Origin of the sequence: Pseudomonas guariconensis (assembly GCF_900102675.1) — a bacterium.
In the GTDB taxonomy this organism is placed as follows: domain Bacteria; phylum Pseudomonadota; class Gammaproteobacteria; order Pseudomonadales; family Pseudomonadaceae; genus Aquipseudomonas; species Aquipseudomonas guariconensis.
The window spans coordinates 121,475-147,992 of record NZ_FMYX01000015.1 but is presented as its reverse complement, the minus strand read 5'-3'; the positions used below and the strand labels follow the sequence as shown (position 1 = coordinate 147,992).

At 63.5% G+C, this 26,518-nt stretch carries 28 protein-coding genes; 20 read left to right on the top strand and 8 right to left on the bottom strand.

Annotated features, from left to right (window positions below; translation table 11 throughout):
* A partial coding sequence (locus BLS27_RS21515; RefSeq protein WP_139205767.1) for an aldehyde dehydrogenase family protein occupies positions 1 to 485 on the bottom strand: 485 nt, incomplete at its 3' end.
* 267 nt (positions 486 to 752) lie between these two features.
* On the opposite strand from BLS27_RS21515, the gene BLS27_RS21510 reads away from it, so the two are divergent.
* The 4 genes from BLS27_RS21510 to BLS27_RS21495 all read left to right on the top strand — a co-directional run bounded on the left by BLS27_RS21510 (position 753) and on the right by BLS27_RS21495 (position 5,049).
* Positions 753 to 2,723, top strand: a complete 1,971-nt coding sequence (locus tag BLS27_RS21510; protein ID WP_090346804.1) for a sigma-54-dependent Fis family transcriptional regulator — start codon at positions 753 to 755, stop codon at positions 2,721 to 2,723.
* A 66-nt stretch (positions 2,724 to 2,789) separates the two neighbouring features.
* Entirely contained in the window at positions 2,790 to 4,139 is a 1,350-nt protein-coding gene (gene mpl / locus BLS27_RS21505; protein WP_090346803.1) for a UDP-N-acetylmuramate:L-alanyl-gamma-D-glutamyl-meso-diaminopimelate ligase, read from the top strand.
* Complete coding sequence (gene ubiX, locus BLS27_RS21500; RefSeq protein ID WP_043211143.1) at positions 4,136 to 4,765, top strand: flavin prenyltransferase UbiX; 630 nt, start codon at positions 4,136 to 4,138, stop codon at positions 4,763 to 4,765. Before mpl ends, ubiX begins: the two co-directional genes overlap by 4 nt.
* Complete coding sequence (locus BLS27_RS21495) at positions 4,762 to 5,049, top strand: YceK/YidQ family lipoprotein (RefSeq protein ID WP_090346802.1); 288 nt, start codon at positions 4,762 to 4,764, stop codon at positions 5,047 to 5,049. Before ubiX ends, BLS27_RS21495 begins: the two co-directional genes overlap by 4 nt.
* Positions 5,050 to 5,123: 74 nt before the next feature.
* On the opposite strand, the gene BLS27_RS21490 is transcribed toward BLS27_RS21495, so the two are convergent.
* The 3 genes from BLS27_RS21490 to BLS27_RS21480 all read right to left on the bottom strand — a co-directional run bounded on the left by BLS27_RS21490 (position 5,124) and on the right by BLS27_RS21480 (position 8,179).
* Positions 5,124 to 5,768, bottom strand: coding sequence for an oxidoreductase (locus BLS27_RS21490; RefSeq protein WP_043211149.1), 645 nt, complete (start codon positions 5,766 to 5,768; stop codon positions 5,124 to 5,126).
* A gap of 28 nt (positions 5,769 to 5,796) precedes the next feature.
* Entirely contained in the window at positions 5,797 to 7,530 is a 1,734-nt protein-coding gene (locus BLS27_RS21485) for a C13 family peptidase (protein ID WP_090346801.1), read from the bottom strand.
* Between the two features lie 193 nt (positions 7,531 to 7,723).
* Positions 7,724 to 8,179, bottom strand: coding sequence for a MaoC family dehydratase (locus tag BLS27_RS21480; RefSeq protein WP_090346800.1), 456 nt, complete (start codon positions 8,177 to 8,179; stop codon positions 7,724 to 7,726).
* A gap of 160 nt (positions 8,180 to 8,339) precedes the next feature.
* Between BLS27_RS21480 and BLS27_RS21475 the strand changes: the two genes are divergently transcribed.
* From BLS27_RS21475 to BLS27_RS21465, 3 genes are read left to right on the top strand one after another with little or no spacing between them, the layout of a single operon-like run.
* A complete protein-coding gene (locus tag BLS27_RS21475; protein WP_070092174.1) occupies positions 8,340 to 8,702 on the top strand; it encodes a CidA/LrgA family protein in 363 nt (120 codons plus the stop codon).
* Positions 8,699 to 9,415: an LrgB family protein gene (locus BLS27_RS21470; protein WP_043211158.1), complete on the top strand. Its 717-nt coding sequence runs from the start codon at positions 8,699 to 8,701 to the stop codon at positions 9,413 to 9,415. The genes BLS27_RS21475 and BLS27_RS21470 overlap by 4 nt, the downstream gene beginning before the upstream one ends.
* Positions 9,416 to 9,424: 9 nt before the next feature.
* Positions 9,425 to 10,015 (top strand): LON peptidase substrate-binding domain-containing protein, encoded by a 591-nt coding sequence (locus tag BLS27_RS21465; RefSeq protein ID WP_043211231.1) that lies wholly within the window; start codon positions 9,425 to 9,427, stop codon positions 10,013 to 10,015.
* Positions 10,016 to 10,158: 143 nt separating this feature from the next.
* On the opposite strand, the gene BLS27_RS21460 is transcribed toward BLS27_RS21465, so the two are convergent.
* A complete protein-coding gene (locus tag BLS27_RS21460) occupies positions 10,159 to 11,475 on the bottom strand; it encodes a bifunctional DedA family/phosphatase PAP2 family protein (protein ID WP_090346799.1) in 1,317 nt (438 codons plus the stop codon).
* Between the two features lie 4 nt (positions 11,476 to 11,479).
* Positions 11,480 to 12,172: a DNA-3-methyladenine glycosylase gene (locus BLS27_RS21455; protein ID WP_090346798.1), complete on the bottom strand. Its 693-nt coding sequence runs from the start codon at positions 12,170 to 12,172 to the stop codon at positions 11,480 to 11,482.
* A gap of 295 nt (positions 12,173 to 12,467) precedes the next feature.
* Between BLS27_RS21455 and BLS27_RS21450 the strand changes: the two genes are divergently transcribed.
* The 13 genes from BLS27_RS21450 (at position 12,468) to BLS27_RS21390 (ending at position 24,865) form a co-directional block, all read left to right on the top strand.
* Positions 12,468 to 13,739 carry a glutamate-5-semialdehyde dehydrogenase gene (locus BLS27_RS21450; protein ID WP_090346797.1) on the top strand — a complete coding sequence of 424 codons (1,272 nt, stop codon included), beginning with the start codon at positions 12,468 to 12,470 and terminating at the stop codon, positions 13,737 to 13,739.
* Between the two features lies 1 nt (position 13,740).
* Positions 13,741 to 14,400, top strand: coding sequence for a nicotinate-nucleotide adenylyltransferase (gene nadD / locus BLS27_RS21445; RefSeq protein WP_043211166.1), 660 nt, complete (start codon positions 13,741 to 13,743; stop codon positions 14,398 to 14,400).
* 43 nt (positions 14,401 to 14,443) lie between these two features.
* Complete coding sequence (gene rsfS, locus BLS27_RS21440; RefSeq protein ID WP_043211169.1) at positions 14,444 to 14,863, top strand: ribosome silencing factor; 420 nt, start codon at positions 14,444 to 14,446, stop codon at positions 14,861 to 14,863.
* Between the two features lie 9 nt (positions 14,864 to 14,872).
* Positions 14,873 to 15,340 carry a 23S rRNA (pseudouridine(1915)-N(3))-methyltransferase RlmH gene (gene rlmH / locus BLS27_RS21435; protein ID WP_090346796.1) on the top strand — a complete coding sequence of 156 codons (468 nt, stop codon included), beginning with the start codon at positions 14,873 to 14,875 and terminating at the stop codon, positions 15,338 to 15,340.
* A 17-nt stretch (positions 15,341 to 15,357) separates the two neighbouring features.
* On the top strand, positions 15,358 to 17,247 hold the full coding sequence (mrdA, locus tag BLS27_RS21430; protein WP_043211174.1) for a penicillin-binding protein 2: 1,890 nt from the start codon (positions 15,358 to 15,360) through the stop codon (positions 17,245 to 17,247).
* 38 nt (positions 17,248 to 17,285) lie between these two features.
* Entirely contained in the window at positions 17,286 to 18,389 is a 1,104-nt protein-coding gene (gene rodA / locus BLS27_RS21425; protein WP_052352461.1) for a rod shape-determining protein RodA, read from the top strand.
* Between the two features lie 5 nt (positions 18,390 to 18,394).
* A complete protein-coding gene (gene mltB, locus BLS27_RS21420) occupies positions 18,395 to 19,417 on the top strand; it encodes a lytic murein transglycosylase B (RefSeq protein WP_180962724.1) in 1,023 nt (340 codons plus the stop codon).
* Positions 19,417 to 20,415 carry a septal ring lytic transglycosylase RlpA family protein gene (locus tag BLS27_RS21415; protein WP_090346794.1) on the top strand — a complete coding sequence of 333 codons (999 nt, stop codon included), beginning with the start codon at positions 19,417 to 19,419 and terminating at the stop codon, positions 20,413 to 20,415. The genes mltB and BLS27_RS21415 overlap by 1 nt, the downstream gene beginning before the upstream one ends.
* A 238-nt stretch (positions 20,416 to 20,653) precedes the next feature.
* Positions 20,654 to 21,814 (top strand): D-alanyl-D-alanine carboxypeptidase family protein, encoded by a 1,161-nt coding sequence (locus BLS27_RS21410; RefSeq protein WP_043211181.1) that lies wholly within the window; start codon positions 20,654 to 20,656, stop codon positions 21,812 to 21,814.
* Between the two features lie 73 nt (positions 21,815 to 21,887).
* Complete coding sequence (locus tag BLS27_RS21405) at positions 21,888 to 22,163, top strand: DUF493 domain-containing protein (protein ID WP_043211184.1); 276 nt, start codon at positions 21,888 to 21,890, stop codon at positions 22,161 to 22,163.
* Positions 22,163 to 22,810 (top strand): lipoyl(octanoyl) transferase LipB, encoded by a 648-nt coding sequence (gene lipB / locus BLS27_RS21400; protein ID WP_090346793.1) that lies wholly within the window; start codon positions 22,163 to 22,165, stop codon positions 22,808 to 22,810. Before BLS27_RS21405 ends, lipB begins: the two co-directional genes overlap by 1 nt.
* 2 nt (positions 22,811 to 22,812) lie before the next feature.
* Positions 22,813 to 23,832 (top strand): lipoyl synthase, encoded by a 1,020-nt coding sequence (gene lipA, locus BLS27_RS21395; RefSeq protein ID WP_043211188.1) that lies wholly within the window; start codon positions 22,813 to 22,815, stop codon positions 23,830 to 23,832.
* Positions 23,833 to 23,926: 94 nt separating this feature from the next.
* Positions 23,927 to 24,865, top strand: coding sequence for a S66 peptidase family protein (locus BLS27_RS21390; protein WP_090346792.1), 939 nt, complete (start codon positions 23,927 to 23,929; stop codon positions 24,863 to 24,865).
* An 84-nt stretch (positions 24,866 to 24,949) separates the two neighbouring features.
* Here BLS27_RS21390 and BLS27_RS21385 read toward each other — a convergent pair whose 3' ends face one another.
* The gene (locus tag BLS27_RS21385; RefSeq protein WP_090346791.1) at positions 24,950 to 26,266 is read right to left on the bottom strand and encodes a lytic murein transglycosylase; all 1,317 of its coding nucleotides are present in this window, start codon (positions 26,264 to 26,266) and stop codon (positions 24,950 to 24,952) included.
* Positions 26,267 to 26,326: 60 nt separating this feature from the next.
* The gene (arfA, locus tag BLS27_RS21380; protein WP_043211193.1) at positions 26,327 to 26,491 is read right to left on the bottom strand and encodes an alternative ribosome rescue factor ArfA; all 165 of its coding nucleotides are present in this window, start codon (positions 26,489 to 26,491) and stop codon (positions 26,327 to 26,329) included.
* Between the last annotated feature and the right edge of the window lie 27 nt (positions 26,492 to 26,518).

The window sequence follows — 26,518 nt, the reverse complement described above, 5'->3', positions numbered from 1 at the left end:
ATGATCTGCCCGACCACGCCCAGCGGCTCGTGGATGTGATAGGCCACGGTGTTTTCGTTGATTTCGGCGGCGCCGCCTTCCTGGGCGCGGATGCAGCCGGCGAAGTAGCGGAAGTGATCGACCGCCAGCGGGATGTCGGCGTTGAGGGTTTCGCGGATCGGCTTGCCGTTGTCCCAGGTTTCGGTGATGGCCAGGATCTCCAGGTTCTGCTCGATGCGGTCGGCGATCTTGAGCAGCACATTGGAGCGGTCTTGCACCGAGGTGCGGCCCCAGGCGTCGGCGGCGGCGTGGGCGGCATCCAGGGCTTTGTCGATGTCTTCGGCAGTGGAGCGTGGGAATTCGGCGATCGGCTGGCCGTTCACCGGGGATGTGTTGGTGAAGTATTCACCCTTGACCGGAGGAACGAACTCACCGCCGATGTAGTTGCCGTAGCGGCTCTTGAAGGAAATTTTCGCGCCTTCGGTACCCGGATGTGCGTAACGCATGGTGTGTCTCCTGGCTATTGTGTTTGTTGCGGAGTTGAAAAGCGTAGAGCAAAGGTCGGGCCAGTGCCGTGCGCCCCTTGTAGATCAAGGGCTTTGCCTGATGCGGTGAGGAAGTGGGGGGCGCGGCTGTGGCAACAGTGGCACGCCTGTCGTGACATTTTGTACCGCTCCCGGTACAGCATATGACTCAGTGGTCAGCGTGTCGTTGCAATGCGCTGACAGGTGGAGGATGCTGGCGCAACGCTCTATCTGCGGAGAAGAACAACAATGCAGAGCAACTCGTTCAGCCGCCATGCCCACCAGGTGCTCACGGTCGCCAGTGGTCAGGCCAGTGGGCCAGGCAGCGACCCTTCGATCGCGCGCTCCTGGCTGCGTTGCCTGGAGGACTATCATCTCGACCCGGCCCAGGCCCAGGCGCCTGTGGTGCTGGAGCATGGTCGCCTGCTGGAAAGCCGCGAACGCCTGCAGCAGGTGCTGCAGATCGCCGACACTGAGATGAACAGCCTGCACCAGCAGCTTTCCGGCGCTGGCCATGCCGTGCTGCTGACCGATGCTCGCGGCGTGATCCTCAACTGCGTGACCGCCCCCACCGAGCGGCGCATTTTCGAGCGTGCCGGGCTGTGGCTGGGCGCCGACTGGAGCGAGGCTCGCGAAGGCACCAATGGCATCGGCACCTGCCTGGTCGAGCGCCAGGCCTTGACCATTCATCAAGGCGAGCACTTCCGCGGCCGGCATACCGGCCTGACCTGCTCGGCGAGCCCGGTGTTCGATCCACACGGAGAGCTGCTGGCGGTACTCGATGTGTCTTCGGCCCGCCCGGAGGTCTCGCGACAGAGCCAGTTCCACACCATGGCGCTGGTCAACCTGTCGGCAAAAATGATCGAGAGCTGCTACTTCCTGCGTCATTTCGAGCATCAGTGGCTGCTGCGCTTCCACCTGCAGGCCGAGTCGGTCGGGCTGTTCAGTGAAGGGCTGGTGGCATTCGACGGTGACGGCCGGATCTGCGCGGTCAACCAGAGCGCGCTGAACCTGCTGGGCACCATCCGCGGCGGTATGCTCGGCAAGCCGGTGGGAATGTTCTTCGCCTGTAGTCATGACGAACTGTTCAGTCGTGCCACACCCCAAGGCAGTACGGCCTGGCCGCTGCATACCCGCGATGGCCGCCAAGTGTTCGCCACCCTGCGTGGCCAGGCGCGGGCATCCGCCTGGTCGGTGCCGGCGAGCCTGCCCGAGATCCGGCGTGACATCCCTACGGGTATTTGCGTGGTCGACCCTGCACTGGAGCAGGACTTGCGCCGTGCCGTGCGAGTGTTCGAACGTGACGTGCCGCTGCTGCTGTGCGGCGAGACCGGCTGCGGCAAGGAGGCGTTCGCCCAGGCCGTGCACCAGGCCAGTCAGCGTCGCGACAAGCCATTCGTGGCCATCAATTGCGCGTCGATCCCCGAGAGCCTGATCGAGAGTGAGCTGTTCGGCTATCGCGGTGGCAGTTTCACCGGGGCACGTAAGGAGGGCATGCGCGGCAAGCTGCTGCAGGCCGATGGTGGCACCTTGCTGCTCGACGAGATCGGCGATATGCCGCTTGCCCTGCAGACTCGCCTGCTGCGGGTGCTGGAGGAGCGCCAGGTGGTGCCGATTGGGGGGGAGCCCCAGGCGGTGGATGTACGGATCATCAGCGCCACCCACCGTGACCTGTTGGAACGGGTGAGCGAGGGCAGCTTCCGCGAGGACTTGTATTACCGGCTCAACGGCCTGGAAGTGGCGCTGCCGGCGTTGCGCGAGCGTAGCGACAAGGCGCAGTTGCTCGACTTCCTGTTGCGCCAGGAGGCCTCTGGCGAGGCCATCGACCTCGCACCGTCCGCTCGCCAGGCGTTGCTGAAGTTTGCTTGGCCGGGCAACGTGCGGCAGATGCGCAATGTGCTGCGCACGCTGGTCGCTCTGTGTGAAGACAATCGCATCGAGTTTTCCGACTTGCCAGCCATCGTGAAAGCGGGCGCCGACTCGATGGGAGCGGGTTTGGCCCACGAACGTGTCAAGGATGTCGACCCTGCTGGCGCCACTGCGGGGCAGGCCCGATCCCACAGAGATCCCGCCACGCTCGAGCATGCCGAGCGGGACGCGCTGCTGACCGTGCTAGAGGCAAAACACTGGCACATGACACATGTCGCCGAGCATCTGGGCATCAGTCGCAACACCTTGTATCGAAAACTGCGCAAACACGGCATCGCCAGGGCGGGTTGAGCGAAACAGCGAGTGCGATTTCCCTCGCCCTGGGCTAACCTGCCCCGAAGTTTTGCGAGGTCGACCATGCACATTCACATTCTCGGTATTTGCGGCACTTTCATGGGTTCGCTGGCGGTGCTGGCCAAGGAGCTGGGCCATCGGGTCACCGGCTCCGACGCCAACGTCTACCCTCCCATGAGCACTCAGTTGGAGGCCCAGGGCATCCAGTTGACCCAAGGGTACGATCCGGCCCAGCTGGAGCCAGCGCCTGACCTGGTGGTGATCGGCAACGCCATGTCCCGGGGCAACCCGGCCGTGGAGTACGTGCTGAACAAGGGGCTGCCCTATGTCTCCGGCCCTCAGTGGTTGGCCGATCACGTGCTGCAGGGCCGTTGGGTGCTGGCAGTGGCCGGGACCCACGGCAAGACCACCACCAGCAGCATGCTGGCCTGGGTGCTGGAACATGCAGGCATGAGCCCGGGCTTCTTGATCGGCGGCGTGCCGCAGAACTTCTCGGTATCGGCACGCCTGGGCGGCACGCCGTTCTTCGTCGTCGAAGCCGACGAGTACGACAGCGCCTTCTTCGACAAGCGTTCGAAGTTCGTCCATTACCACCCCCGTACGGCGATCCTCAATAATCTTGAGTTCGATCATGCGGATATCTTCCCAGATCTGGCGTCCATCGAGCGGCAGTTCCACCATTTGGTGCGAACCGTCCCTAGCGAAGGCCTGGTCATCCACCCCACCACAGAACAGGCCTTGGAGCGCGTCATCGGCATGGGTTGCTGGACGCCGGTGCAAACCACAGGCGAGGGCGGCCAATGGCAGGCGCGCCTGCTGAGCGCCGATGGCTCGCACTTCGAGGTGTTGTTCGAAGGCGTGGTCCAAGGAGCAGTCCAGTGGGAGTTGACCGGCCAGCACAACGTCGCCAACGCCCTGGCCACCTTGGCTGCAGCTCGCCATGTGGGGGTGGCGCCGGCCATGGCCATTGAAGGCCTGAGCGCCTTCAAGAGCGTCAAGCGGCGGATGGAAAAGGTCGCCGAGGTTCAAGGCGTGACCATCTATGACGACTTCGCCCATCACCCGACCGCCATCGCCACCACCCTCGACGGCCTGCGCAAGCGCGTCGGCGAGGCGCCGGTGATTGCGGTGATCGAGCCGCGTTCCAACTCCATGAAGTTGGGTGCCCACCGTGACGGCCTGCCGGACAGCGTCGAGCACGCCGACCAAGTGATCTGGTACGCCCCCCCCAACCTGGGCTGGGACCTGGCGGCCACCGCAGCGCAGTGCAAGGTACCCTCGGTAGTGGCCGACAGCCTCGAGGCGATCATTGAGCGGGTCAAAGGCCAGGCGCGCCCAGGCACCCACGTGGTCATCATGAGCAACGGCGGCTTTGGCGGGCTGCACGGCAAACTGGCCGAGGCCCTCAAGTGAGCGGTCCGGAGCGCATCACCCTGGCCATGACCGGCGCCTCCGGCGCGCAATATGGCCTACGCCTGCTCGATTGCCTGGTGCGCGAGGACCGGGAGGTGCACTTTCTGATCTCCAAGGCCGCGCAATTGGTGATGTCCACCGAGACCGACGTGGTACTGCCGGCCAAACCTCAAGCGATGCAGACCTTCCTCACCGAGTACACAGGCGCTGCCGACGGGCAGATCCGCGTGTACGGCAAGGAAGACTGGATGGCGCCGGTGGCCTCCGGCTCCGGCGCGCCGGCGGCGATGGTGGTGGTGCCGTGCTCCACCGGAACGTTGTCGGCCATCGCCACGGGAGCCTGCAACAACCTGATCGAGCGTGCCGCGGACGTCACCCTCAAGGAGCGCCGCCAGTTGATCCTCGTGCCCCGCGAGGCGCCGTTCTCGACCATCCATCTGGAGAACATGCTCAAGCTGTCGCAGATGGGCGCGGTGATCCTGCCGGCGGCCCCAGGCTTCTATCACCAGCCCCAGACCATCGACGATCTTGTCGACTTCGTCGTGGCGCGCATCCTCAATCTGCTGAACATCCCCCAGGACATGCTGCCGCGCTGGGGTGAGCATCATTTCGGGGCTGACGATTGAGCCGACTGCTGGTGGGAATGCTGGCGGTGGTGCTGCTCAGCGGCTGCGCGACCGTGCGCACCTTGGATGCCAACAAACCCGGGGCACCGGTCGTGTATGCAGGAACGCGGCTGGACCTGTATGTGATGAACGGCGGCTGCTGCCCCGAGGATCGCTTTGGCACCCAGGCGCCGGCTTACCCGGGGCTGGACCTGCCGGGTAGCGCATTGCTGGACACATTGTTATTGCCACTGTCGTTGCTGACCGCGGCAGGGGTGGGGTTCAACGCCACGGGCGGTCTGTGAGGGCGTTTATCGGGTGAACCCGCTCCCAACGGGCCTTGCGCAGGTCAGGTGGGAGCGGGTTTGCCAGCGCTAGGCTATTTCTTGCCCAGCTTGCGCAACTCGTCGGACTCGACGATCCGAATCCCGTCCTCTTCCTCCAAAGCCAGGCGCCACAGTGCTCGGGCCAGGGTGCAGGCTTCAATGCCCCGGTACTTGCCAGGGATCAGGCGGGCGAAGGGGGCGGCAATGCGTTCGCTTGCCCGGGGTTCGACACGGTCTCCCAGCAGCAGCGAAGGTCGGACGATGGTCAATTGTGGCCAGTCCTGGGCCTTGAGTGCTTCTTCCATCTCGCCCTTGACCCGGTTGTAGAAGATCGACGATTTGGGGTCGGCGCCCAGGGCGCTGACCACCAGCAGGTGACGGGCGCCCATTTCCCGGGCTCGTTTGCTGAAGGCGACGACCATGTCCAGGTCTACGGCGCGGAAGGCGGTTTCCGAGCCTGCCTGCTTGAGCGTGGTGCCCAGGCAGCAGAAAGCGATATCGACGCGACCGGCCAGTTGCGGGAGAAACACGGCCGGATCACCCACGGGGTTTTCCAAGTGTGGATGTTCGGCCAGCGGGCGGCGGGTCGGCGCCAGCACCCGGCTGATGGTGGGCTCGTTGAGCAGGCGGTCGAGCAGGTGTTCACCCGTAAGACCCGTGGCTCCGGCAAGCAGGACATGCTGAGGCGTCAAGTACATGATGTCTCTCCCTTTGTTACTACCAAGCTTAGTGGGCCTCAGGTGTTTTTGCCTGGTCCCCACGCACTGGTTGGGCTTCATTGCGCAAGGCTTCCTCGGCCTGTTGCCGGCGCAGGCTCTGCCAGTGTGCAAGCACTGCAGGCGGTGCCCAGAGCTGCGGCTCGGAGGCTTCGAAACCTTCCCTTCTTTCACGTTCGGCAACACTGGCGCGCGCCAGTTCGAAGGCCTGCTTGAGGTCGTCGGTCTGATTCAGCGCTTCGGCGAACAGGGCGTCGCCGAAATAGGTGAAATCAGCCTCTTCCGAACAGCCGAAGGACACCCGGTCGGGGCGCGCCGCAGTCATGATCAGCGTGCGGTCGTCCTTGAGCGGGGCGATATAGCCACCTGAATAGCAGGCCGAGATCACAATGACCTTGTCGCGCTCCTTGAGCGGAGCCAAGGCGCTGGCTAATTCGTCGGCGGACAGGTCCGCCAGTTGCAGGCGGGGCTGGTCGAATACCAGTTGGTGGTCAGGGCTGCCATGGCTGGTGAGGTAGATGAAAATCAGGTCTTCAGGGCCGCTGCGCTCGGCCAGGGTGCGCGCGGCACGGGTAAGGTTCTCGCGAGTGGCCATGGGACGGTCGGCCATATGGTCGCGGTGGTTGACCAAGGTGATCTGGCCATGGGCGCCGAAGCGGATCTTGAGCATATTGCTCACGTAGTCGGCCTCACGCAAAAACACGCTCTGCTGGCCGTCGCCAGCCACAACCAGGCTATACAGCTGGATCGGCGGTTGGGAAGGCGGCACGCTGGCCAGCGACCGCTCGAGCAGTTGGCCTTGGTTGAGCAGGGCCAGATCCAGCGGGTCGGGGAGCAGTTTGTTCTTCTCGTCGCGTACCCGTACGCCCTTGACCCAATACCCGCCTTCGACCTTGCCGTTGGCCTGGATCAGCCGGCCATGGCCCTGGTAGGTGTCGTTCTCGAAATTGCCCACATACTGGCTACCGTCGGCGAGTTGCAGGTGGCCTTTGCCGCTGAACTGCCAGTCGCGAAAGCCGCCTTTGTAGCGGCTGCCATCGCTGCCGAGCATCTCGCCCTGGCCGTCGAGGGTGCCGTCTTTGAAGTCACCGATCCATACATCGCCCTCGGCGTTCTCGTAACGTCCGCGGCCTTCGAGGCGGTTGTCCTTGAACTCGCCGATGTATTGCTCGCCTTCGACGCTGTCGTAGGTGCCGGCTCCCTGGAGCAAGCCGTCGACGAAGTGGCCACTGAACTGATTGCCGCTGGCATCGCTGCGGACGCCGGCGCCGTTGGGTTTGCCTTTGGCGAACAAGCCCTGGTAGCGGCTGCCGTCGGCCAGCTCCAGTTCGCCGGCGCCTTCGTACTGGTCGTTGGCGAACTGGCCGCGGTAGGTCTGGTCGTTTTGCTTGAGGGTGCCTTCGCCGTCGCGCCGGCCATGCTTGAAAGTGCCCGCGTAGTGGCTACCGGGTGTGGTCAGATCGCCCAAGCCATGGAACAGGCCTTCGGCGAACTGACCTCGGTAGATCTCGCCATTACTGCCGTGCCACTCGCCCTGGCCATGCCATTGGCCGTTGAGGAAAGTGCCGGCGTACCAACTCCCATTGGGGTAGTCGATGCGCCCTTCGCCCTGCAGCAGGCCGTCGACCACCTGCCCTCGGTAGCGGCCCCCATCGGGCAGGCGAGCATCCGGTGGCAACAAGGGTTCGCCTTCGCCACAAGCGGCGAGCAGCAGGATCAAGGTGAAGGGCAGCAGTGCGCGCATGGCGGATTCCGGGCAAACGATGCGTCGAGTATGCCGCAGAATGCGCCGGCGAAGGTACTGGGCGCCGCACGCCTATGGCCTGTGCGGCCCCTTCGCGGGTAAAGCCGCTCCCACAGGTTTTGCGGTGCTTTTGATGGAAGCGCCGCGCCTGTGGGAGCGGTTCACTCGTGAAGGGCTGGCGGGTGGTCCCGAGTCAGGCGAAGCACAACGAGAGTGGCTCGGCAATATAGGCCGGTTTTTCCTCGCCTTCGATTTCCAGGGTGGCGGTGATCTTGAGCAGCCATTGCCCGGGCTTTTTCTCGGTGGCGTCGGCCAGCTCGACTCTCAGGCGCACCCGGCTGTCCACCTTTACCGGCTGGATGAATCGCACGCTGTCCAGCCCGTAGTTGAGCGCCATCTTCAGACCTTCGGGCAGGACGAGAATGTCCTCCATCAACTTGGGAATCAGCGAGAGGGTCAAGAAACCGTGGGCGATGGTGCCGCCGAATGGCGTCTTGGCGGCCTTGTTCGGGTCGACATGGATGAACTGGAAGTCCCCCGTGGCCTCGGCAAACAGGTTGATGCGCTGCTGATCGATCTTCAACCACTCGGAACGTCCCAGTTCCTTGCCGACATACTGCGATAACGCGCTAACAGGTACATAGGGCATCGCGACTCTCCAGGTTGTCTTGCTGCTCGATTTGGTACGGCAGTGCAAGATCATCACGGCCGTCCGTTACAGTCAAGTTGTCATCTTTTCGCCGCAAATCGGCTTACTAGGGCTGCCGGGCGCATGCTTATAATGGCCGCACTGCCTGGAGGAGATCCTTATGCTGTTGCGTGGTTTGACCTGGCTGGTGTTGTTTCAACTGCTGGGGACGGCGATCAATCATCTGTTCGTACCCATCTTGCCGGGACCGATCATTGGCCTGCTGCTGTTGCTGGTATCGCTGATGGTGCGAGGGGAAGTGGGCAAGCCTTTGAGTGAGGCGTCCGGTAGCCTGCTGCGCTACCTTCCGTTGCTGCTGGTGCCGCCGGCGGTGGGTGTGATGGTCTATGCCAAGGACATCGCCGCGGACTTCTGGGCCATCGCCGGCGCCTTGGTGATTTCCTGCCTGGTGACCCTAGTGTTCGTCGGTGTGCTGATGCAAAAGCTCATCAACCGCCAAGGCAAGCACAAGGAGCAGCCATGATGTTCGACTGGCAAGGCGCGCTCGACGCGGTCATCCACCATCCTCTGTTCGGTATTGGCATCACCCTGGGGGCCTACCAGGTGGTGTTGGCAGCCTACGAGAAAACCCGCTGGATCTTCCTGCAACCGGTATTGATGTCGATGGTGCTGGTCATCGGCGTACTGCTGGCGTGTGGCATCGATTACACCGAGTATCGCAAGAGTACCGAGATCCTCTACATCCTCCTGGGCCCGGCCACCGTGGCCTTGGCTGTGCCGCTCTACCTGAACCTGCGGCGGATCCGCCAACTGTTCTGGCCGACATTTACTACGCTGGTAATCGGAGGCCTGTTCGCCACCGTGGCGTGCCTGGCGCTGGGGTGGTGGTTTGGGGCCGAGCACATGATCCTGATGACCATGGCGCCAAAGTCGGTGACATCACCCATTGCCATGCTGGTGGCCGAGCAGATTGGTGGCGTTGCGGCTCTGGCAGCGGTGTTCGTGCTGATCACCGGGGTGATCGGGGCAATCTTCGGCCCGGCTTTGCTGACCCGCTTTGGCGTGCTCAGCCCCGAGGCGCGCGGCATGTCTCTGGGCATCACCGCTCATGCGGTAGGCACCTCGGTTGCCTTGCAGGAAAGTGACGAATGCGGCGCGTTCGCCGCGCTGGCGATGAGCCTGATGGGCGTGGCCACGGCGGTGTTCCTGCCGTTGGCGGTCAGCCTGCTGGTGTGAGGAATGAAGATGACGCTACCGCTGTTTCCCCTCGATACCGTGCTGTTTCCCGGCTGCCTGCTCGATCTGCAGATTTTCGAGGCGCGCTACCTGGACATGATCAGCCGTTGCATGAAGCAGGGCGGTGGGTTCGGCGTGGTGTGCATCCTCGAGGGCGAGCAGGTCGGCAAGGCGCCGCCGGTGGTGGCCTCGGTCGGCTGCGAGGCGCTGATCCGCGACTTCGTGCAGCAGGAAAACGGCTTGCTGGGCATCCGTGTGGAAGGCGTGCGGCGTTTCCGCCTGGAGCAGACCGAGGTGCAGAAAGATCAGTTGATGGTTGGCGATGTGCACTGGCTGCCGGAGCTTGCGGACAGCGCGTTGTCCGAGCGGGATGACGATCTGCTGGCGCTGCTGCAAGCGCTGGGTGAACACCCGATGGTGGCGGCGCTGGATATGCCGCGGGCCGTGGATGGATGCCAGTCCCTGGCCAACCAGCTGGGCTACCTGTTGCCGTTCATGGAAGAAGACAAGCTCGACCTGTTGGCCATCGACTCGCCGCAGTTGCGGCTTGAGGCCATCCAGAACCTGCTGGACCGCATCCAGGGCGAGCTGTTTGCTTGAATTGCCCGGTGCAGCGCAGTAGATGCAACGGTCCGTTGCATTGCTTGTCTGGGCCCTTTCGCGGGTAAACCCGCTCCCGCAGAAATAACGCACAAGCGGGTTTACCTGTGAATCGGCGGCGAGTACACCGAACCGGTCGCGTCTCAATATTGGTAGCGCAACAGCGCCTGGGGCAGGGCGTGCAGGGCGAAGAACGCCAACAGGGCAACGCAGGCCGGCAGTACCAGCCACCACACGCGCAGCGGCAAGGCCTGAAGGGGTTGGCGATGCTGCACCAGGGTCAGGCTCAGCGCGCAGACGCAACACGCCAACAGCGCTCCGGCAAGGATATCGGTCGGCCAATGGGCCCCAAGATATACCCGCGACAAGGCGATCGCCAGTGCCGGCAGGCAGCCCAGCATCACCCAGGTCAGGCGCATGCGCGGTGGCTGGCCGCGTCCGGCCAGCACTGCCAGCACTAGGAAGAACGCAAACGACGCCGAGCTGTGGCCGCTGGGCATGCTGTAGCTGGTCAGTGGGTCGGTCAGTACTTCGGGGCGTGCGCGAGCGAATAGCCATTTCAACGTGCCGTTGGCGATCGCCGTACCCATCAGCGCGCCACCGGCGAACAGGGCATGACGCCACTGCCGTGCCAGCAACAGAAGCCCGGTGAGCAAGCCACCCAGGAACAGCTGTGTACGAAAATCTCCCAAGCGGGTGATCAGCACCACGGCGCCATCGACTGCCTGGCTACGGTGCTCCTGCACCAGGGTCATGATTCCTTGGTCGAATTCGTGCAGAAATGGCCAGCCCAAGAAGATGCCTGCCAGGGCGAGGAGGCTCAGGCCGGCGATCAGGCGTGTGCCGTAGCGCTGGTCACGCAGGCTGCTGTTGAGGCTAAAGCCGATCAGCACCGCCAACGTGCCGGCGATGACGCCTGCATCCAGCCAGAACCCTTCCGGCAGAGGTAGACGCATAGCCGCCCCGGTGGCCCAGCCCGGCAACAGGTAAGCCACCGACCAGCCGGCGCCGGCCAGCAGGCTGACGGCGATGAAGCGCGGCAGCGGCATGTCGAACATGCCTGCGACCATGGGCAGCATCGGTCGCAGCGGGCCGATGAAGCGTCCTACCAGCAAGCTGGCGATTCCATAACGCTGGAAGTAGGCCTCGGCGCTGCCGATCCATTCCGGATGATGGCGCAATAGCGGCAGGCGGCGGATGTTCTGATGGAACCGCTTGCCCAGTGAGTACGACACCGCGTCCCCCAGCAGCCCGCCGAGAAAGCCCAGCAGCAATGTCTCGCCGAGGCTGAAGGCGCCGCTGCCGGCCAGCACGGCCACGGCGAATAGCAGAACGGTCCCCGGCACGATGATGCCGGCGATGGCCAGGCATTCCACGCAGGCCACCAGGAAAATCGCCAGGCCAAGCCACTGGGGGTTGGCGCTGAGCCAGCCGGTCAGGCTGTCGAGCCATTGGCCCATGGGGTCAGCTTCCTTGTTTCAGGATGGAAAAATCACGCCCTTCGACTTGGCCCCGGCGCAGCGGGTTCCGTGTACAAAAGCGCGCGTATTCGGCATCGACGAAGCGGTAGGGGAGATGTTCGTCGCGGCCATGGGGGATGCCCAGGCGAGTGGTCTGGATCACCTGCGCTACCACTGCACCGCAGTCCTCGACATACAGGCGCTCAGGGTCGAAACGCTTGGCGTCCCAGTCCGGCACTTTCAGGCCCAGGGCTCGACATAGCAGGGTCTGCCCCGCGCACAGGCGCTCGGCCGGACGCAGGTTGCCGCTGGCATCGGGATTGTTCAGTTGCATCTGCGCCAGGCTGTTGGCATCTGAAATCGCGTCCACCCAGGGGTAGGCGGATTTTATCAGCACGGCATTGCCCGGGCCGTGGGCGCTGAAGTTCAGCGAGTCGCCGCCGCGGGCGTAGTACATGTAGATGTGCCCACCATCGAGGAACAGCGCCTTGCGCTTTTCGGTGTAGCCGAGCGAGGCGTGGCTGCCTTTGTCGGTGAGGTAATAGGCCTCGGTCTCGATGATGCGTGCCGCGAGCCAGAGATTGCCCTGGCGGTGGCGGATCACCTTGCCCAAAAGGTCCCGGGCCAAGGTCTGGGCGTCTCGGTCGAAGAAGCTGTCGGGCAGGGCGCGGGCCGGGCAGGGGGCTGTGTCTGGCATGCGGTCGGCTCGTGGTGGTCGGGGCGCAGATGATAGCAATTAATGGCTTAATCGAGGCTGAACCGAGGGGTAGCAGTGCCCCTTTCGCGGATAAAGCCGTTTTCGCATGCGCTGTGTCGTTTTCTGGGGGCAGCAGGTTGCCCCATGATCGGTTTGGCAAAATTTCGATATGGGTAGTTACATCTTTCCTACAGATCCTGTCGCTCATTTTCGACCATCCGCCACCCGCCGCTGGGCGTACCCGAGCGTGCCAGTTATAATCAGCCGATTTCCCCTTCGCCAAGACACCGAGCCCATGACTGAGTCCGTTCTTGACTACATGACCCGCCTGGGTCGCGCCGCCCGTGAGGCCTCGCGCGTGATCGGCCGTGCCAGCACCGCGCAGAAGAACCGCGCCCTGCAGGCCGCCGCAGACGCCCTGGATGCCGCCCGTGCCGAGCTGACAGCAGCCAATGAACAGGACCTGGCCAATGGCCGCGCCAACGGCCTGGAGCCGGCATTGCTGGATCGCCTGGCCCTGACCCCGGCGCGCATCGACGGCATGATCACCGGCCTGCGCCAGGTGGCCAGCCTGCCGGATCCGGTCGGTGCCATCCGAGACATGAGCTACCGCCCGTCGGGCATCCAGGTCGGCAAGATGCGCGTGCCGCTGGGCGTGATTGGGATCATCTACGAGTCGCGCCCGAACGTGACGATCGACGCCGCCAGCCTGTGCCTGAAGTCCGGCAACGCCACCATCTTGCGTGGCGGCTCCGAAGCCATTCATTCCAACCGCGCAATCGCCGCCTGCATCCAGCGGGGCCTGGCCGAGGCCGGCTTGCCGGCGGCCTTGGTCCAAGTGGTCGAGACTACCGACCGCGCGGCCGTGGGCGCGCTGATCAGCATGCCTGAGTTCGTCGATGTGATCGTGCCGCGTGGCGGTCGTGGCCTGATCGAACGCATCAGTCGCGATGCCCGGGTACCGGTGATCAAGCACCTGGACGGCATCTGCCACGTCTATGTCGACCAACATGCTGACCTGGACAAGGCCTGGCGCGTCGCGTTCAACGCCAAGACCTATCGCTACGGCATCTGCGGCGCCATGGAAACCCTGCTGGTGGATGCCACTGTCGCCGAGGCGTTCCTCCCGGAGATGGCCCGCCGCTTCCAGGAGAAGGGCGTCGAAATGCGCGGCTGCGAACGCACCCGAGCGATCATCGCAGCCAATCCGGCCAGCGAAGACGACTGGCACACCGAATACCTCGACGCGATCTTGTCGATCCGTGTCGTCGAAGGCCTGGACGCGGCCATCGAGCACATCAACCACTATGGCTCGCACCACACCGATTCGATCATCACCGAGCATCAGGGCCAGGCCCGGCGTTTCATGGCCGAGGTCGACTCGGCCTCGGTGATGCTCAACGCCCCGACCTGCTTCGCCGATGGTTTCGAGTATGGCCTGGGCGCGGAGATCGGCATCTCCACCGACAAGCTGCATGCCCGCGGACCGGTCGGCCTGGAAGGGCTGACCTGCGAGAAGTACGTGGTGATCGGTGACGGCCAGCTGCGCGGTCAGGAGTCCTGCTGAGTTGAGCAAGGCCCAGGCAGTCCGGCGCATCGGCATTCTCGGCGGCACTTTCGACCCCGTGCACATCGGTCACCTGCGCAGCGCGCTGGAAGTGGCCGAGTTCATGGCGTTGGATGAGCTGCGCCTGCTGCCCAACGCCCGGCCACCGCACCGCGACACCCCGCAGGTGGCACCCCAGGACCGCCTGGCCATGGTGCGTTGCGCCGTGGCCGGGGTCGAGCGGCTGAGTGTGGATGCGCGGGAGCTTTCGCGGGACAAACCGTCTTACACCATCGATACATTGGAGTCGATCCGCGCCGAACTCGGCGCTGACGACCAGCTGTTCCTGGTGCTGGGTTGGGACGCATTCTGCGGACTGCCCAGCTGGCATCGCTGGGAAGAGTTGCTGCAACACTGTCACATCCTGGTGCTGCAACGCCCGGATGCCGATGTCGAACCCCCTGACGAGCTGCGCAACCTGCTGGCTGCGCGCTCGGAGAGCGATCCCACCGCCATGTCCGGCCCGGCGGGGCACATTTCGTTCGTCTGGCAGACGCCGCTCGCGGTGTCCGCCACGCAGATCCGACAGCTGCTGGCCAGCGGCAAGTCGGTACGGTTCCTGGTGCCGGACGCAGTACTGGCCTATATCGAGGCGCACGACCTTTACCGTGCGTCGCACTGACGGCGCCACCAGGCGCCTCATTCATGAATTGAACGAGTTTCTTATGAGCAAGCAGAAAATCAACGGCGAAGAGCTGGTCAACCTGGCCAAATCGGCTTTGGAAGACGTCAAAGCCCAGGACATCCAGGTCATCGACGTGCGTGAAAAGCACAGCCTGACCGACTACATGATCATCGCCACCGGTACTTCCAACCGGCAGATCAACGCGATGGCCGAAAAGGTCCGCGAAATCGTCAAGCTCCAGGGTGTGCAACCGCTGGGCGAAGAAGGCAAGGGCGACAGCGACTGGGTCCTGCTGGACCTCAACGACGTCATCGTGCACATGATGACTGCCGCTGCGCGTCAGTTCTACGACCTCGAGCGCCTGTGGCTGGGTGCCGAGCAGAGCCGCTCCGCCGATGGCAAGCACCACAGCCCGGAAAACGCTCACAGCTATTCCGAAAACCTCAAGGACCGGGGCTGAGGAAACGCTGTGCGCCTGCGCCTGATCGCGGTCGGCTCGCGCATGCCCCGCTGGGTCGAGGAAGGCTGGCATGAATATGCCAAGCGCCTGCCCCCGGAGCTGTCGCTGGAGCTGGTGGAGATTCCGCTGAATACCCGTGGCAAGAATGCCGACGTCGCCCGCCTGATTCGCCAGGAGGGGGAGGCCATGCTGGCCAAGGTTCAGCCCGGGGAACGCATCGTCACCCTCGAGGTCCATGGCAAGCCTTGGAGTACCGAGCAACTGGCGGGCGAGCTGGATCGTTGGCGCCTGGATGCGCGTACGGTCAATCTCATGGTGGGAGGCCCGGAAGGCCTGGCGCCGGAGGTCTCCGCACGCGCCGAACAGCGTTGGTCGCTGTCGCCACTGACCCTGCCGCACCCGTTGGTAAGGATACTGATCGGCGAGCAGATCTATCGCGCCTGGACCGTACTGTCCGGGCACCCCTACCACAAATGAGCCTGTAAGCCCGTCCGATGTCGCAGCCGATTCGTCTGAAGGACCATGAGAAAGACGCCCGCCTGGTGCGCAGCCGCGTCGTGGTCGGCGCGGTGGCGGTCGTGCTGCTGGTGTGCGTCCTGATCGCCCGGCTCTACTACCTGCAGGTCATCCAGTACGACTACCACTCCACGCTTTCGGAAAACAACCGGGTGCACGTGCAGCCGATCCCGCCGACCCGCGGGCTGATTTTCGACCGCAACGGGGTGATCGTTGCTGACAACCGTCCCAGCTTCAGTCTCACCATGACCCGTGAGCGCTCAGGTGACTGGCGCCAGGTGCTCGACACCATCGTCGAGGTGCTGGAGCTGACGCCCGATGACCGGGCCCTGTTCGAAAAGCGCATGAAGCAGGGGCGCAGGCCATTCGAGCCGGTGCCTATCCTGTTCGAGCTCAACGAAGAGCAGATCGCCCGCATTGCGGTAAACCAGTTCCGTCTGCCGGGTGTGGACGTGGCGGCGCAGCTGGTGCGCCATTACCCACAGGGCGCGCATTTCGCCCATTCGGTGGGCTATGTCGGGCGCATCAACGAGAAGGAGCTCAAGAGCCTCGACCCGGTCAACTACAGCGGCACCCACCATATCGGCAAGACCGGCATCGAGCGTTTCTACGAGGCCGAGCTGCACGGCCAGGTGGGCTACGAGGAGGTCGAGACCAACGCCCGAGGCCGGGTTCTGCGGGTGCTCAAGCGCACCGACCCGGAGCCTGGCAAGGACATCGTACTGAGCCTTGACATCAAGCTGCAGGAGGCTGCCGAAGCTGCCTTGGGCGGACGTCGCGGCGCGCTGGTGGCCTTGGATCCGCGCACCGGCGAGGTGCTGGCGATGGTCAGCCAGCCGAGTTTCGATCCCAACTTGTTCGTCACCGGCATCAGCTTCAAGGCCTATGCCGAGCTGCGTGACTCGATCGATCGGCCGCTGTTCAACCGTGTCTTGCGCGGGCTCTATCCGCCCGGCTCGACCATCAAGCCGGCAGTGGCCATCGCCGGGCTGGACAGCGGTGTGGTGACCGCGAGCAGCCGGGTGTTCGACCCCGGCTACTACCAATTGCCCAACTACGACCACAAGTACCGCAACTGGAACCGGACCGGTGACGGCTGGGTCGATCTGGACACCGCAATCATGCGCTCCAACGACACTTACTTCTACGATCTTGCCCACAAGATGGGTATCGATCGCCTGTCCAGCTACATGAACAAGTTCGGCATCGGCCAGAAGGTTTCCCTCGACATGTTCGAGGAGTCTCCCGGGCTGATGCCATCGCGCGAATGGAAGCGCGCCACCCGTCGCCAGGCCTGGTTCCCTGGCGAGACTCTGATCCTCGGTATCGGTCAGGGCTACATGCAGGCTACGCCCTTGCAGCTGGCCCAGGCCACCGCATTGATCGCTAACAAGGGCAAGTGGAACCGTCCCCACCTGGCCAAGACCATCGAAGGCAAGCCGCCGGTGGACGAGAACCCGATGGAGGACATTGTCCTGCGTGACAAGTCCGACTGGGCCAAGGTCACCCATGGCATGGAGCAGGTGATGCATGGCGCCCGGGGTACCGCCCGCAAGGCCGCGCTCGGCTCCCAGTACCGCATCGCCGGCAAGAGCGGCACCGCTCAGGTGGTGGCGATCAAGCAAGGCGAGAAATACGACCGCAACAAACTCCAGGAGCGCCACCGTGACCACGCCTTGTTCGTCGCCTTTGCCCCTGCCGAAGATCCGAAGATCGTGGTCTCGGTGATGGTCGAGAACGGCGAATCCGGCTCCGGCGTCGCAGCGCCTGTCGTGCGCCAGGTGATGGACGCCTGGCTGCTCGACGAGAACGGCCGGCTCAAACCTGAATTCGCGCCTGCCACCGTTGTCCAGGAATCGGCCCAGTGAAGAACAATTTCGATCGCATGCTCTCCAGCGAGGACGTGATGCGTCGGCGTGCGAGCTTTCTGCAGCGCATCCATGTCGACGGCCCTTTGCTGGTCATCCTGCTGACCCTGGCGGCCGGCAGCCTGTTCGTCCTTTATTCGGCCAGTGGCAAGAACTGGGACTTGCTGCTCAAGCAGGCCACCTCGTTCGGCATCGGCCTGGTGTCGATGTTCGTCATCGCCCAGCTCGAGCCGCGCTTCATGGCGCGCTGGGTGCCCTTGGCCTATGTGGTCGGGGTGCTGCTGCTGGTAGTAGTGGACGTCATGGGGCACAACGCCATGGGGGCCACGCGCTGGATCAACATCCCGGGGGTGATCCGCTTCCAGCCCTCGGAGTTCATGAAGATCATCATGCCGGCGACCATTGCCTGGTACCTGTCCAAGCGCACTTTGCCGCCGCACCTCAAGCATGTGGCGATCAGCCTGGTGCTGATCGGCGTGCCGTTCATTCTCATCGTGCGCCAGCCGGACCTCGGGACTGCGCTGCTGATCCTGGCCTCGGGCGCCTTCGTGCTGTTCATGGGGGGGCTTCGCTGGCGCTGGATCATCAGCGTGATCGCCGCAGCGGTGCCGGTGGCGGTGGCGATGTGGTTCTTCGTCATGCACGACTACCAGAAGCAGCGAGTCCTGACCTTCCTCGACCCCGAGAGCGATCCATTGGGCACGGGCTGGAACATCATCCAGTCCAAGGCGGCGATCGGCTCGGGCGGTGTGTTCGGCAAAGGCTGGCTGCTGGGCACCCAGTCGCACCTGGATTTCCTCCCGGAAAGCCACACCGACTTCATCATCGCCGTGCTCGGCGAGGAGTTCGGTCTGGTCGGCATCTGCCTGTTGCTGTTGATTTACCTGTTGCTGATCGGTCGTGGGCTGGTGATCACCGCCCAGGCCCAGACATTGTTCGGCAAGTTGCTCGCAGGCAGCTTGACCATGACGTTCTTTGTATATGTATTCGTCAATATCGGTATGGTCAGTGGCCTTCTGCCCGTGGTTGGCGTGCCGCTGCCCTTCATTAGCTATGGCGGAACTTCGTTGGTGACGCTGCTGTCAGCGTTTGGCGTTCTGATGTCGATCCATACGCACCGCAAATGGATTGCACAGGTTTGAATAAGGTGAAGAATTTCATGCAAGTAGTGCGTGGCTGGGCTGCCCGTTGTGCGCCGTGGATTGGCGCGATGGGTTTGTTCGGCGCAGTCCAGCAGGCCAATGCCGGTGATTATGATGGCTCGCCCCAGGTGGCAGAGTTCGTCGGCGAAATGACCCGCGACTACGGCTTCGCCGGTGAGCAATTGATGGGCGTGTTCCGTGAGGTGCAGCGCAAGCAGTCGATTCTCGATGCGATCTCGCGTCCGGCCGAGCGGGTCAAGCCGTGGAAGGAATATCGCCCGATGTTCATCACCGACGCGCGCATTGCCCGTGGCGTGGACTTCTGGCGCCAGCACGAGGAGGCGTTGGCCCGCGCCGAGCAAGAATACGGTGTGCCGGCTCAGGTGATCGTCGCGATCATTGGCGTCGAAACCTTTTTCGGTCGCAATACCGGCAACTACCGGGTGATCGATGCCTTGTCGACCTTGGGCTTCGATTACCCGCCCCGGTCTGAGTTCTTCCGCAAGGAACTGCGAGAGTTCCTCCTGCTGGCTCGTGAAGAGCAACTCGACCCGCTGACCTTGAAGGGTTCCTACGCCGGGGCCATGGGCCTGCCGCAGTTCATGCCCAGCAGCTTCCGCAGCTATGCCGTGGATTTCGACGGCGACGGCCACATCAATATCTGGAACAACCCCACCGATGCCATCGGCAGCGTCGCCAGTTACTTCAAGCGTCACGGTTGGGTGGCCGGTGAGCCGGTGGTCAGTCGCGCCCTGGTGCTCGGCGAGCGCGCCGACGAGGGGCTGACCACGGGTATCGAGCCGGTCAAGACCGTTGGGGAGTTGCGAGCCCTGGGTTGGTCGAGTCATGATGCGCTGCGCGATGATCTGCCTGTGACCGCCTTCCGCCTGGAGGGCGACAATGGCCCTGAATACTGGATGGGCCTGAAGAATTTCTACGCGATCACGCGTTACAACCGCAGCGTGATGTACGCCATGGCGGTGCATCAGCTTTCGGAACAGCTGGTTCAAGCACGGGGCGTCAAGTAATGCGCGCAAAGATCTCTGCCAACACTCTCAAACTGCTGACCTGCATGACTGTCGCCGTGCTGCTGGTCAGCTGTTCGTCCAACCGACCGACTCAGCAGAGCGGCAATGTCGTTCGCTCCAAGCCAGGGTTGGACATCAACCGTGCCCACAAGGACGGTGCGCCCTGGTGGGACGTGGACGTCAACAAGATTCCCGATGCCACGCCGACCGTGCATACCGGTCCTTACAAAGCCAACCCCTACACCGTGCTGGGCAAGACCTACTACCCGATGCAGGACTCGCGCAACTACCGCGCCGAGGGGACGGCGTCGTGGTATGGCACCAAGTTCCATGGCCAGAACACCGCCAATGGCGAGCTCTACGACCTCTATGGCATGAGCGCGGCGCACAAGACCTTGCCGCTGCCTGCCTACGTGCGGGTGACCAACCTGGCCAACGGTCGCAGCGTGATCCTGCGCGTCAACGACCGTGGCCCGTTCTATTCCGACCGTATCATCGACCTTTCCTACGCCGCGGCGAAGAAGCTCGGCTACGCCGAGATCGGCACGGCGCACGTGCGCGTCGAAGGCATCGATCCGCAGCAGTGGTGGGCCCAGCGGGGCCAGCAGCCACCGATGGTGCTCAAGGAGCCCCTGGTCGCCCAGACCCAGGCGATTCCGGCCAACACCGGCCGGGTCGAGCAATGGACTCCGCCGCCGCAGCAACACGCGGCACCCGTCGTGCCGGTCCAGGTGGGCGGCAACAATGTGCCTGCCGGCAACGGTGGCAGCTTCCTGCAGGTGGGCGCCTTCGCCAACCCCGATGCCGCCGAGTTGCTGCGCGCCAAGCTGAGCACCATGGTCAGTGCGCCGGTGTTCATCAGCTCCATCGTGCGCAACCAGCAGACTCTGCACCGTGTGCGCCTTGGGCCAATCAACAGCCAGGGCGAGATCCAGCAGGCCCAGGACAGCATTCGCCTGGCCAACCTGGGGCAGGCCAAGCTGGTCACTGCCGACTGAGCTATCCGAGCGGCTAGCGACCAGCGGCAAGCGCCAAGCTGAGAGGGGCTTGCCACTCAAGCTGTCGGTTTTGTCATGAATTGCCGGGCGCTCCCATGTACAATGTTGGCTTTTGCCCGCCGCGACACAAAGCCGCATTTCGCGGGCCAGGCCCATGGCCGCAAAACCAGCCTGACTGGCGCTGGGCACATGACGTGTCCCAGGGAACATCAGACCATTAGCGATTTTCGAGAGACGGATGAACATCACCAACCTTGCCAAACGACTTTGCCTGCCCGTTCTGCTGATGATCATGCCTGCTGCCTTCGCAGCAGAGCAGATGATGCCAGCGCCACCGCAACTGGCCGCCAAGTCCTATGTACTGATGGATGCGTCCAGCGGCAACGTGCTGGTCGAGAACAACGGTGACGAACGCCTGCCGCCGGCCAGCCTGACCAAGCTGATGACCGCCTACATCGCCACCCTGGATATCCGTCGTGGCCAGATCGGCGAGAACGACCCGGTCACCGTCAGCGAGAATGCCTGGCGCACCGGCGGCTCGCGCATGTTCATCAAGGTCGGCAGCCAGGTCAGCGTCAGCGACCTGCTGCACGGCATCATCATCCAGTCGGGCAACGACGCCTCCGTCGCCCTGGCCGAGCACATCGCCGGCAGCGAAGATGCTTTCGCCGACATGATGAACAAGACCGCCGCCGACCTGGGCATGAGCAACAGCCACTTCATGAACCCCACCGGCCTGCCGAACCCGGAGCACTATTCCTCGGCCCACGACATGGCCCTGCTGGCGCGCGCGATCATCGACGAAGATCCGGCCCACTATGCGATCTACTCGCAGAAGGAGTTCTACTGGAACAACATCAAGCAGCCGAACCGCAACCTGTTGCTGTGGCGTGACAAAACCGTCGACGGCCTGAAGACCGGCCACACCGACGAAGCCGGCTACTGCATGGTGGCTTCGGCCGTCCGCGACGGCCAGCGTCTGATCGCCGTGGTGTTCGGCACCAACAGCGAACAGTCCCGCGCCGCCGAGACCCAGAAGCTGCTGACCTACGGCTTCCGCTTCTTCGAAACCCAGACCTTCTACCAGAAGGGCACCGAGCTGACCCAGTCCCCGGTCTGGAAAGGCGCCACCAGCCAGGTGAAGGCCGGCCTCGCCAACGACCTGACCCTGACTATGCCTAAAGGCCAATTGAAGCGCCTGCAGGCTTCGATGACCATGAACCCGCAACTGACCGCCCCGATCGCCAAAGGTGACGTGATCGGTAAAGTTGAAGTCAAACTGGACGAGAAAGTGGTTCACAGCGCCGACCTCATCGCCCTCGACGGCGTCGAGGAAGGTGGTTTCTTCCGCCGTATGTGGGATAGCATCCGTCTGTTCTTCTACGGGTTGTTCAACTGATACGTGACCTGCACGCCCCTGCGTATCCTGCAGGGGCGTTGTTGTTGCCACGGCTTACGAGGCCGTTTCCGCCATGAGCGAACCTGACGTCAAGTCGCACAAGATCGAATTCCCCTGCGACGATTACCCGATCAAGGTAATCGGCGATACCGTGGTCGGTTTCAAGGACACCGTGATCGAGATCCTGAGCAAGTATGCCAAGGTCGATCTGTCCACCCTGGCCGAGCGCCAGAGCAAGGAAGGCAAGTACACCACGGTGCAGTTGCACATCGTTGCCGAAAGCGAGAACCAGTTGCACGATATCAACAGCGCCCTGCGCGCGACCGGCATCGTTAAAATGGTGCTCTGATGCCTTCCTGCCTCGGTTTTCGCGATCTTGGCCTGCAGCCCTATGAACCGGTGCTGGAGGCCATGCGGCGCTTTACCGAGCAGCGCAGCCCGGACAGCCAGGACGAAATCTGGCTGGTCGAGCACCCCTCGGTCTTTACCCAGGGCCAGGCTGGCAAGGCCGAGCACCTGTTGGTCCCCGGCGACATCCCGGTGGTGCAGACCGACCGTGGCGGCCAGGTGACCTATCATGGCCCCGGCCAACTGGTGGCCTACTTGTTGCTGGATGTTCGTCGCCTGGGGTTTGGTGTACGCGAGCTGGTCACCCGGATCGAGCACAGCCTGATCGACCTGCTGGCCAGTTATGACGTCCAGGCCGTGGCCAAGCCCGATGCGCCTGGCGTCTATGTCGACGGGGCGAAGATCGCCTCCCTCGGCCTTCGAATCCGCAATGGCCGTTCGTTCCACGGCCTTGCCCTGAACGTGGACATGGACCTTGCGCCATTCCGCCGAATCAACCCCTGTGGGTATGCGGGGCTGGCGATGACCCAGTTGCGTGACCTGGCAGGTCCGATCGAACTCTCCGAGGTCAGGACAAGGCTGCGCGGACAGCTGGTCAAGCACCTCGACTATGCTGAGCAGACGACCCTCACGGGCGGAATCGACTGAATATGACAACAACTGTGCAAGAAGCCGTGCCGAACCCGGTACCCACCCAGGACGCCGCCGCGCGTCCCGCGCCAAAGAAAGTCGAAGCAGGCGTGAAGCTGCGCGGTGCTGAAAAGGTCGCGCGTATCCCGGTCAAGATCATCCCTACCGAAGAGCTGCCGAAGAAGCCGGACTGGATTCGCGTGCGCATTCCGGTTTCCCCGGAGGTCGACCGCATCAAGCAACTGCTGCGCAAGCACAAGCTGCACAGCGTGTGCGAAGAAGCCTCCTGCCCGAACCTGGGCGAGTGCTTCTCCGGCGGCACCGCGACCTTCATGATCATGGGTGACATCTGCACCCGTCGCTGCCCATTCTGTGACGTCGGCCACGGCCGGCCGAAGCCGTTGGACCTCGACGAGCCTAAGAACCTGGCCGTGGCCATCGCCGACCTGCGCCTGAAGTACGTGGTCATCACCTCGGTGGACCGCGATGACCTGCGTGACGGCGGTGCCCAGCACTTCGCCGACTGCATCCGCGAAATCCGCGCCCTGTCGCCTGGCATCCAGCTGGAGACCCTGGTGCCGGACTACCGTGGGCGCATGGACGTTGCCCTGGAAATCACCGCCCAGGAGCCGCCGGATGTGTTCAACCACAACCTTGAGACCGTACCGCGCCTGTACAAGGCTGCGCGTCCGGGTTCGGACTACGACTGGTCGCTGGACCTGCTGCAGAAGTTCAAGCAGATGGTCCCGCATGTACCAACCAAGTCTGGCCTGATGCTCGGCCTTGGCGAGACCGACGAAGAAGTCATCGAAGTAATGCACCGCATGCGCGAGCATGACATCGACATGCTGACCCTGGGCCAGTACCTGCAGCCTTCGCGCAGCCACTTGCCGGTGCAACGTTTCGTGCACCCGGATACCTTCGCCTGGTTCGCCGAGGAAGGGTACAAGATGGGCTTCAAGAACGTTGCCTCCGGCCCGCTGGTGCGCTCTTCCTACCATGCCGACCAACAGGCCCACGAAGCCAAGATCAAGCTCTGAGCCTGGTTGAGTGATCGATGCCGATGCACGCCGGAAGGCGGCATCGGCATTTTTGTTTCCGAGAGCTGCCCCTGTACATGCAAGGAGTTGTTCGATGAACTGCGTTGAAACCTTGGATGCATCTCTGCCTGCAGCGCTGCCCGGCAATGCCTGTTTTGCCATCGTCGCCCCGGCCGGCCCGGCCCGGCTGGACGGGCGCAAGGCAAGCCAGTGGTTTGCCGACCGAGGCTACCAGTGCCGCCTGTTTCCGGGCGTCGGTCAGGCCGAAGGCTATTTGGCCGGACCAGACCAGCAGCGTCTGGATGACTTGCATGGGGCGTTTGCCGATCCTGCAATCGACGCCATCCTGTGCATGCGCGGTGGCTATGGCAGCATGCGGCTGTTGGATCGGCTCGATTTCGACCTGATCCGCCAACACCCCAAGCCGCTGGTCGGCTATAGCGATATCACTGCCCTGCACACGGCGCTCCAGCGCCACGCTGGGCTCATCACTTTCCATGGCGGCATGCTCAATGCCGATCTGCTCGGCGCGAAGCAGGAGCCGACCGTCAGTTCATTGTTCGATCAACTGCACGGCAAGGTCCACCAGGGCGATGTACTGGCCCATCCCGATGCCTATCCACTGACCTGCGTGGCCCCTGGCATGGCCAGCGGGCGTTTGCTGGGCGGCAATCTATCGGTGCTGTGTGCGACCTTGGGGACGGTGGGCGAGATCGACAGCCAGGGCTGTATACTGTTCATCGAGGACGTCAACGAGCCGCTGTACCGCGTAGACCGGCTACTCACCCAATTGCGTCTTGCCGGCAAACTGGACGGGATTCGCGGTGTGCTGGTGGGCGATTTTGCCGGAATCACCGTGCCGGCGATGACGCCGCTGCTGAAGGATATCTTCGGGCCGTTGGGTATCCCGGTATTGGCGGGGTGGCGCAGTGGGCATTGTGATCCCAACCTGTGTCTGCCGCTGGGGGCCAGGGTAAGGCTGGACAGTCAGGCCATGCGGCTGTCATTGGAGCAGTCGTTGTTTGAGCGCTAAGGCCTGGGCGCTGGCCTTGAGGCTTGCATAAGCTTGTGGGAGCGGGTCTACCCGCGCTCCCACAGGGCTGCGCTCGTTGCCAGGTTAGCGACGACGCAGGCTGTCGAGCAGCTTGTGGGTCGGGTACCCATCTGCCGGCCAACCCAGCGCCTGCTGGGCATTGCGGATGGCCTTGCGGGTATTGGCGCCGATGATGCCGTCGGCATTGCCGGCCTCGTGGCCGCTGGCGTTGAGCAGATCCTGTAGTTCGATGCGCTCGCTACGGCTCAGTGGCAGATCGTCCTTGGGCCAGCTACCGGCGATGAAGCCCCAGCCATAGAAGCGATCACCCAGCAGACTGACCGCCAGGGCGTAGGACGAGGAATTGTTGTACTTCAGGATCGCCCGGAAGTTGTCCAGCACCAGGAACGCCGGGCCACGAGCCCCTGCCGGCAGCAGCAGGGCGGCGGACAGCTGGCTGCTGCCTGCAGGCAGCTGGGTGCCGGCTGGCAGTTTCACGCCCAGTTGCAGCCATTCACTGACGCTCTTGCGCTGCACGCCATCGGCCAGCCAATAGTCGAAGCCTGCGGGCACTTGGACTTCGAAGCCCCACGGCTGCCCACGTTTCCAGCCCGAGCTTTGCAGGTAGTGGGCGGTGGATGCCAGGGCATCGGCTGTGCTGTTCCAGATATCGCGACGGCCATCGCCGTCGAAGTCCACCGCGTGGGTGTTATAGGTGGTCGGAATGAACTGGGTCTGGCCCATGGCGCCGGCCCAGGAGCCGCGCATGGCCTCGGGCTGGATGTCGCCGTTCTGCAGGATCTGCAGGGCGGCGATCAGTTGGTCCTGGGCGAAGGTCGGACGACGGCCTTCGTAGGCCAGGGTGGCCAGGGAGCGGATCACTGATTTGTTGCCCTGGAACTGGCCGAAGTTGCTTTCCATGCCCCAGACCGATACCAGCACCTGGCGGTCGACGCCATAGCGCTGCTCGATGCGCGACAACAACTCGGCATGTTGCTCGAGCAGCTTCTTGCCGTTGCGCACACGCAGCGGCGACAGGGCGCCGTCGAGGTATTCCCACACCGGGCGGGCGAATTCGGGTTGGCTGCGGTCGGCCTTGATCACGTCCATGTCGGGTGTGACGCCTAGGAAGGCGCGATCGAAGGTGTTGACACTGATGCCGGCTTGCAAGGCCTGCTGGCGGAAGCCTGCCTGCCATTGGGCGAAGGTTTGCAGGGGCTGGATGTCGTTGCTGGTGTCAGGCGTGGTGCCCGGCAGGGACACGTTCGGCGCAGGCTGCGCGGGGGCCAGCGGCAAGGCGTCGGCGGCGGTGGGTTTTTCCGCACAGGCGACGAGCAGGATGAAGCTGGAGGCTGCGATCAGCTGGCGAGACGGCCAGCGCAGGGACAGACGAAAGGGCATGCACAGATCCAGAATTGCGGTTCAGGTGCCGACCATATCATGACTGGGGGTTTCCTGCCTTCATGCGGCCAAAAAGCAAGAAGCCTCCCAATCTCTCGATTGGAAGGCTTCGCGGCGGTAGCTGCCTTTGCCCTTGTTCGGTCGTTCCTGGCGGCAGCGGAACAGTGGCTGGGCGATGATGGACTTGGCCTTGTTCGGCCCGTGCTTCTTCGGCTTCTTGCTCATGGCGATACCCCGGTTGGGTGGATGTCG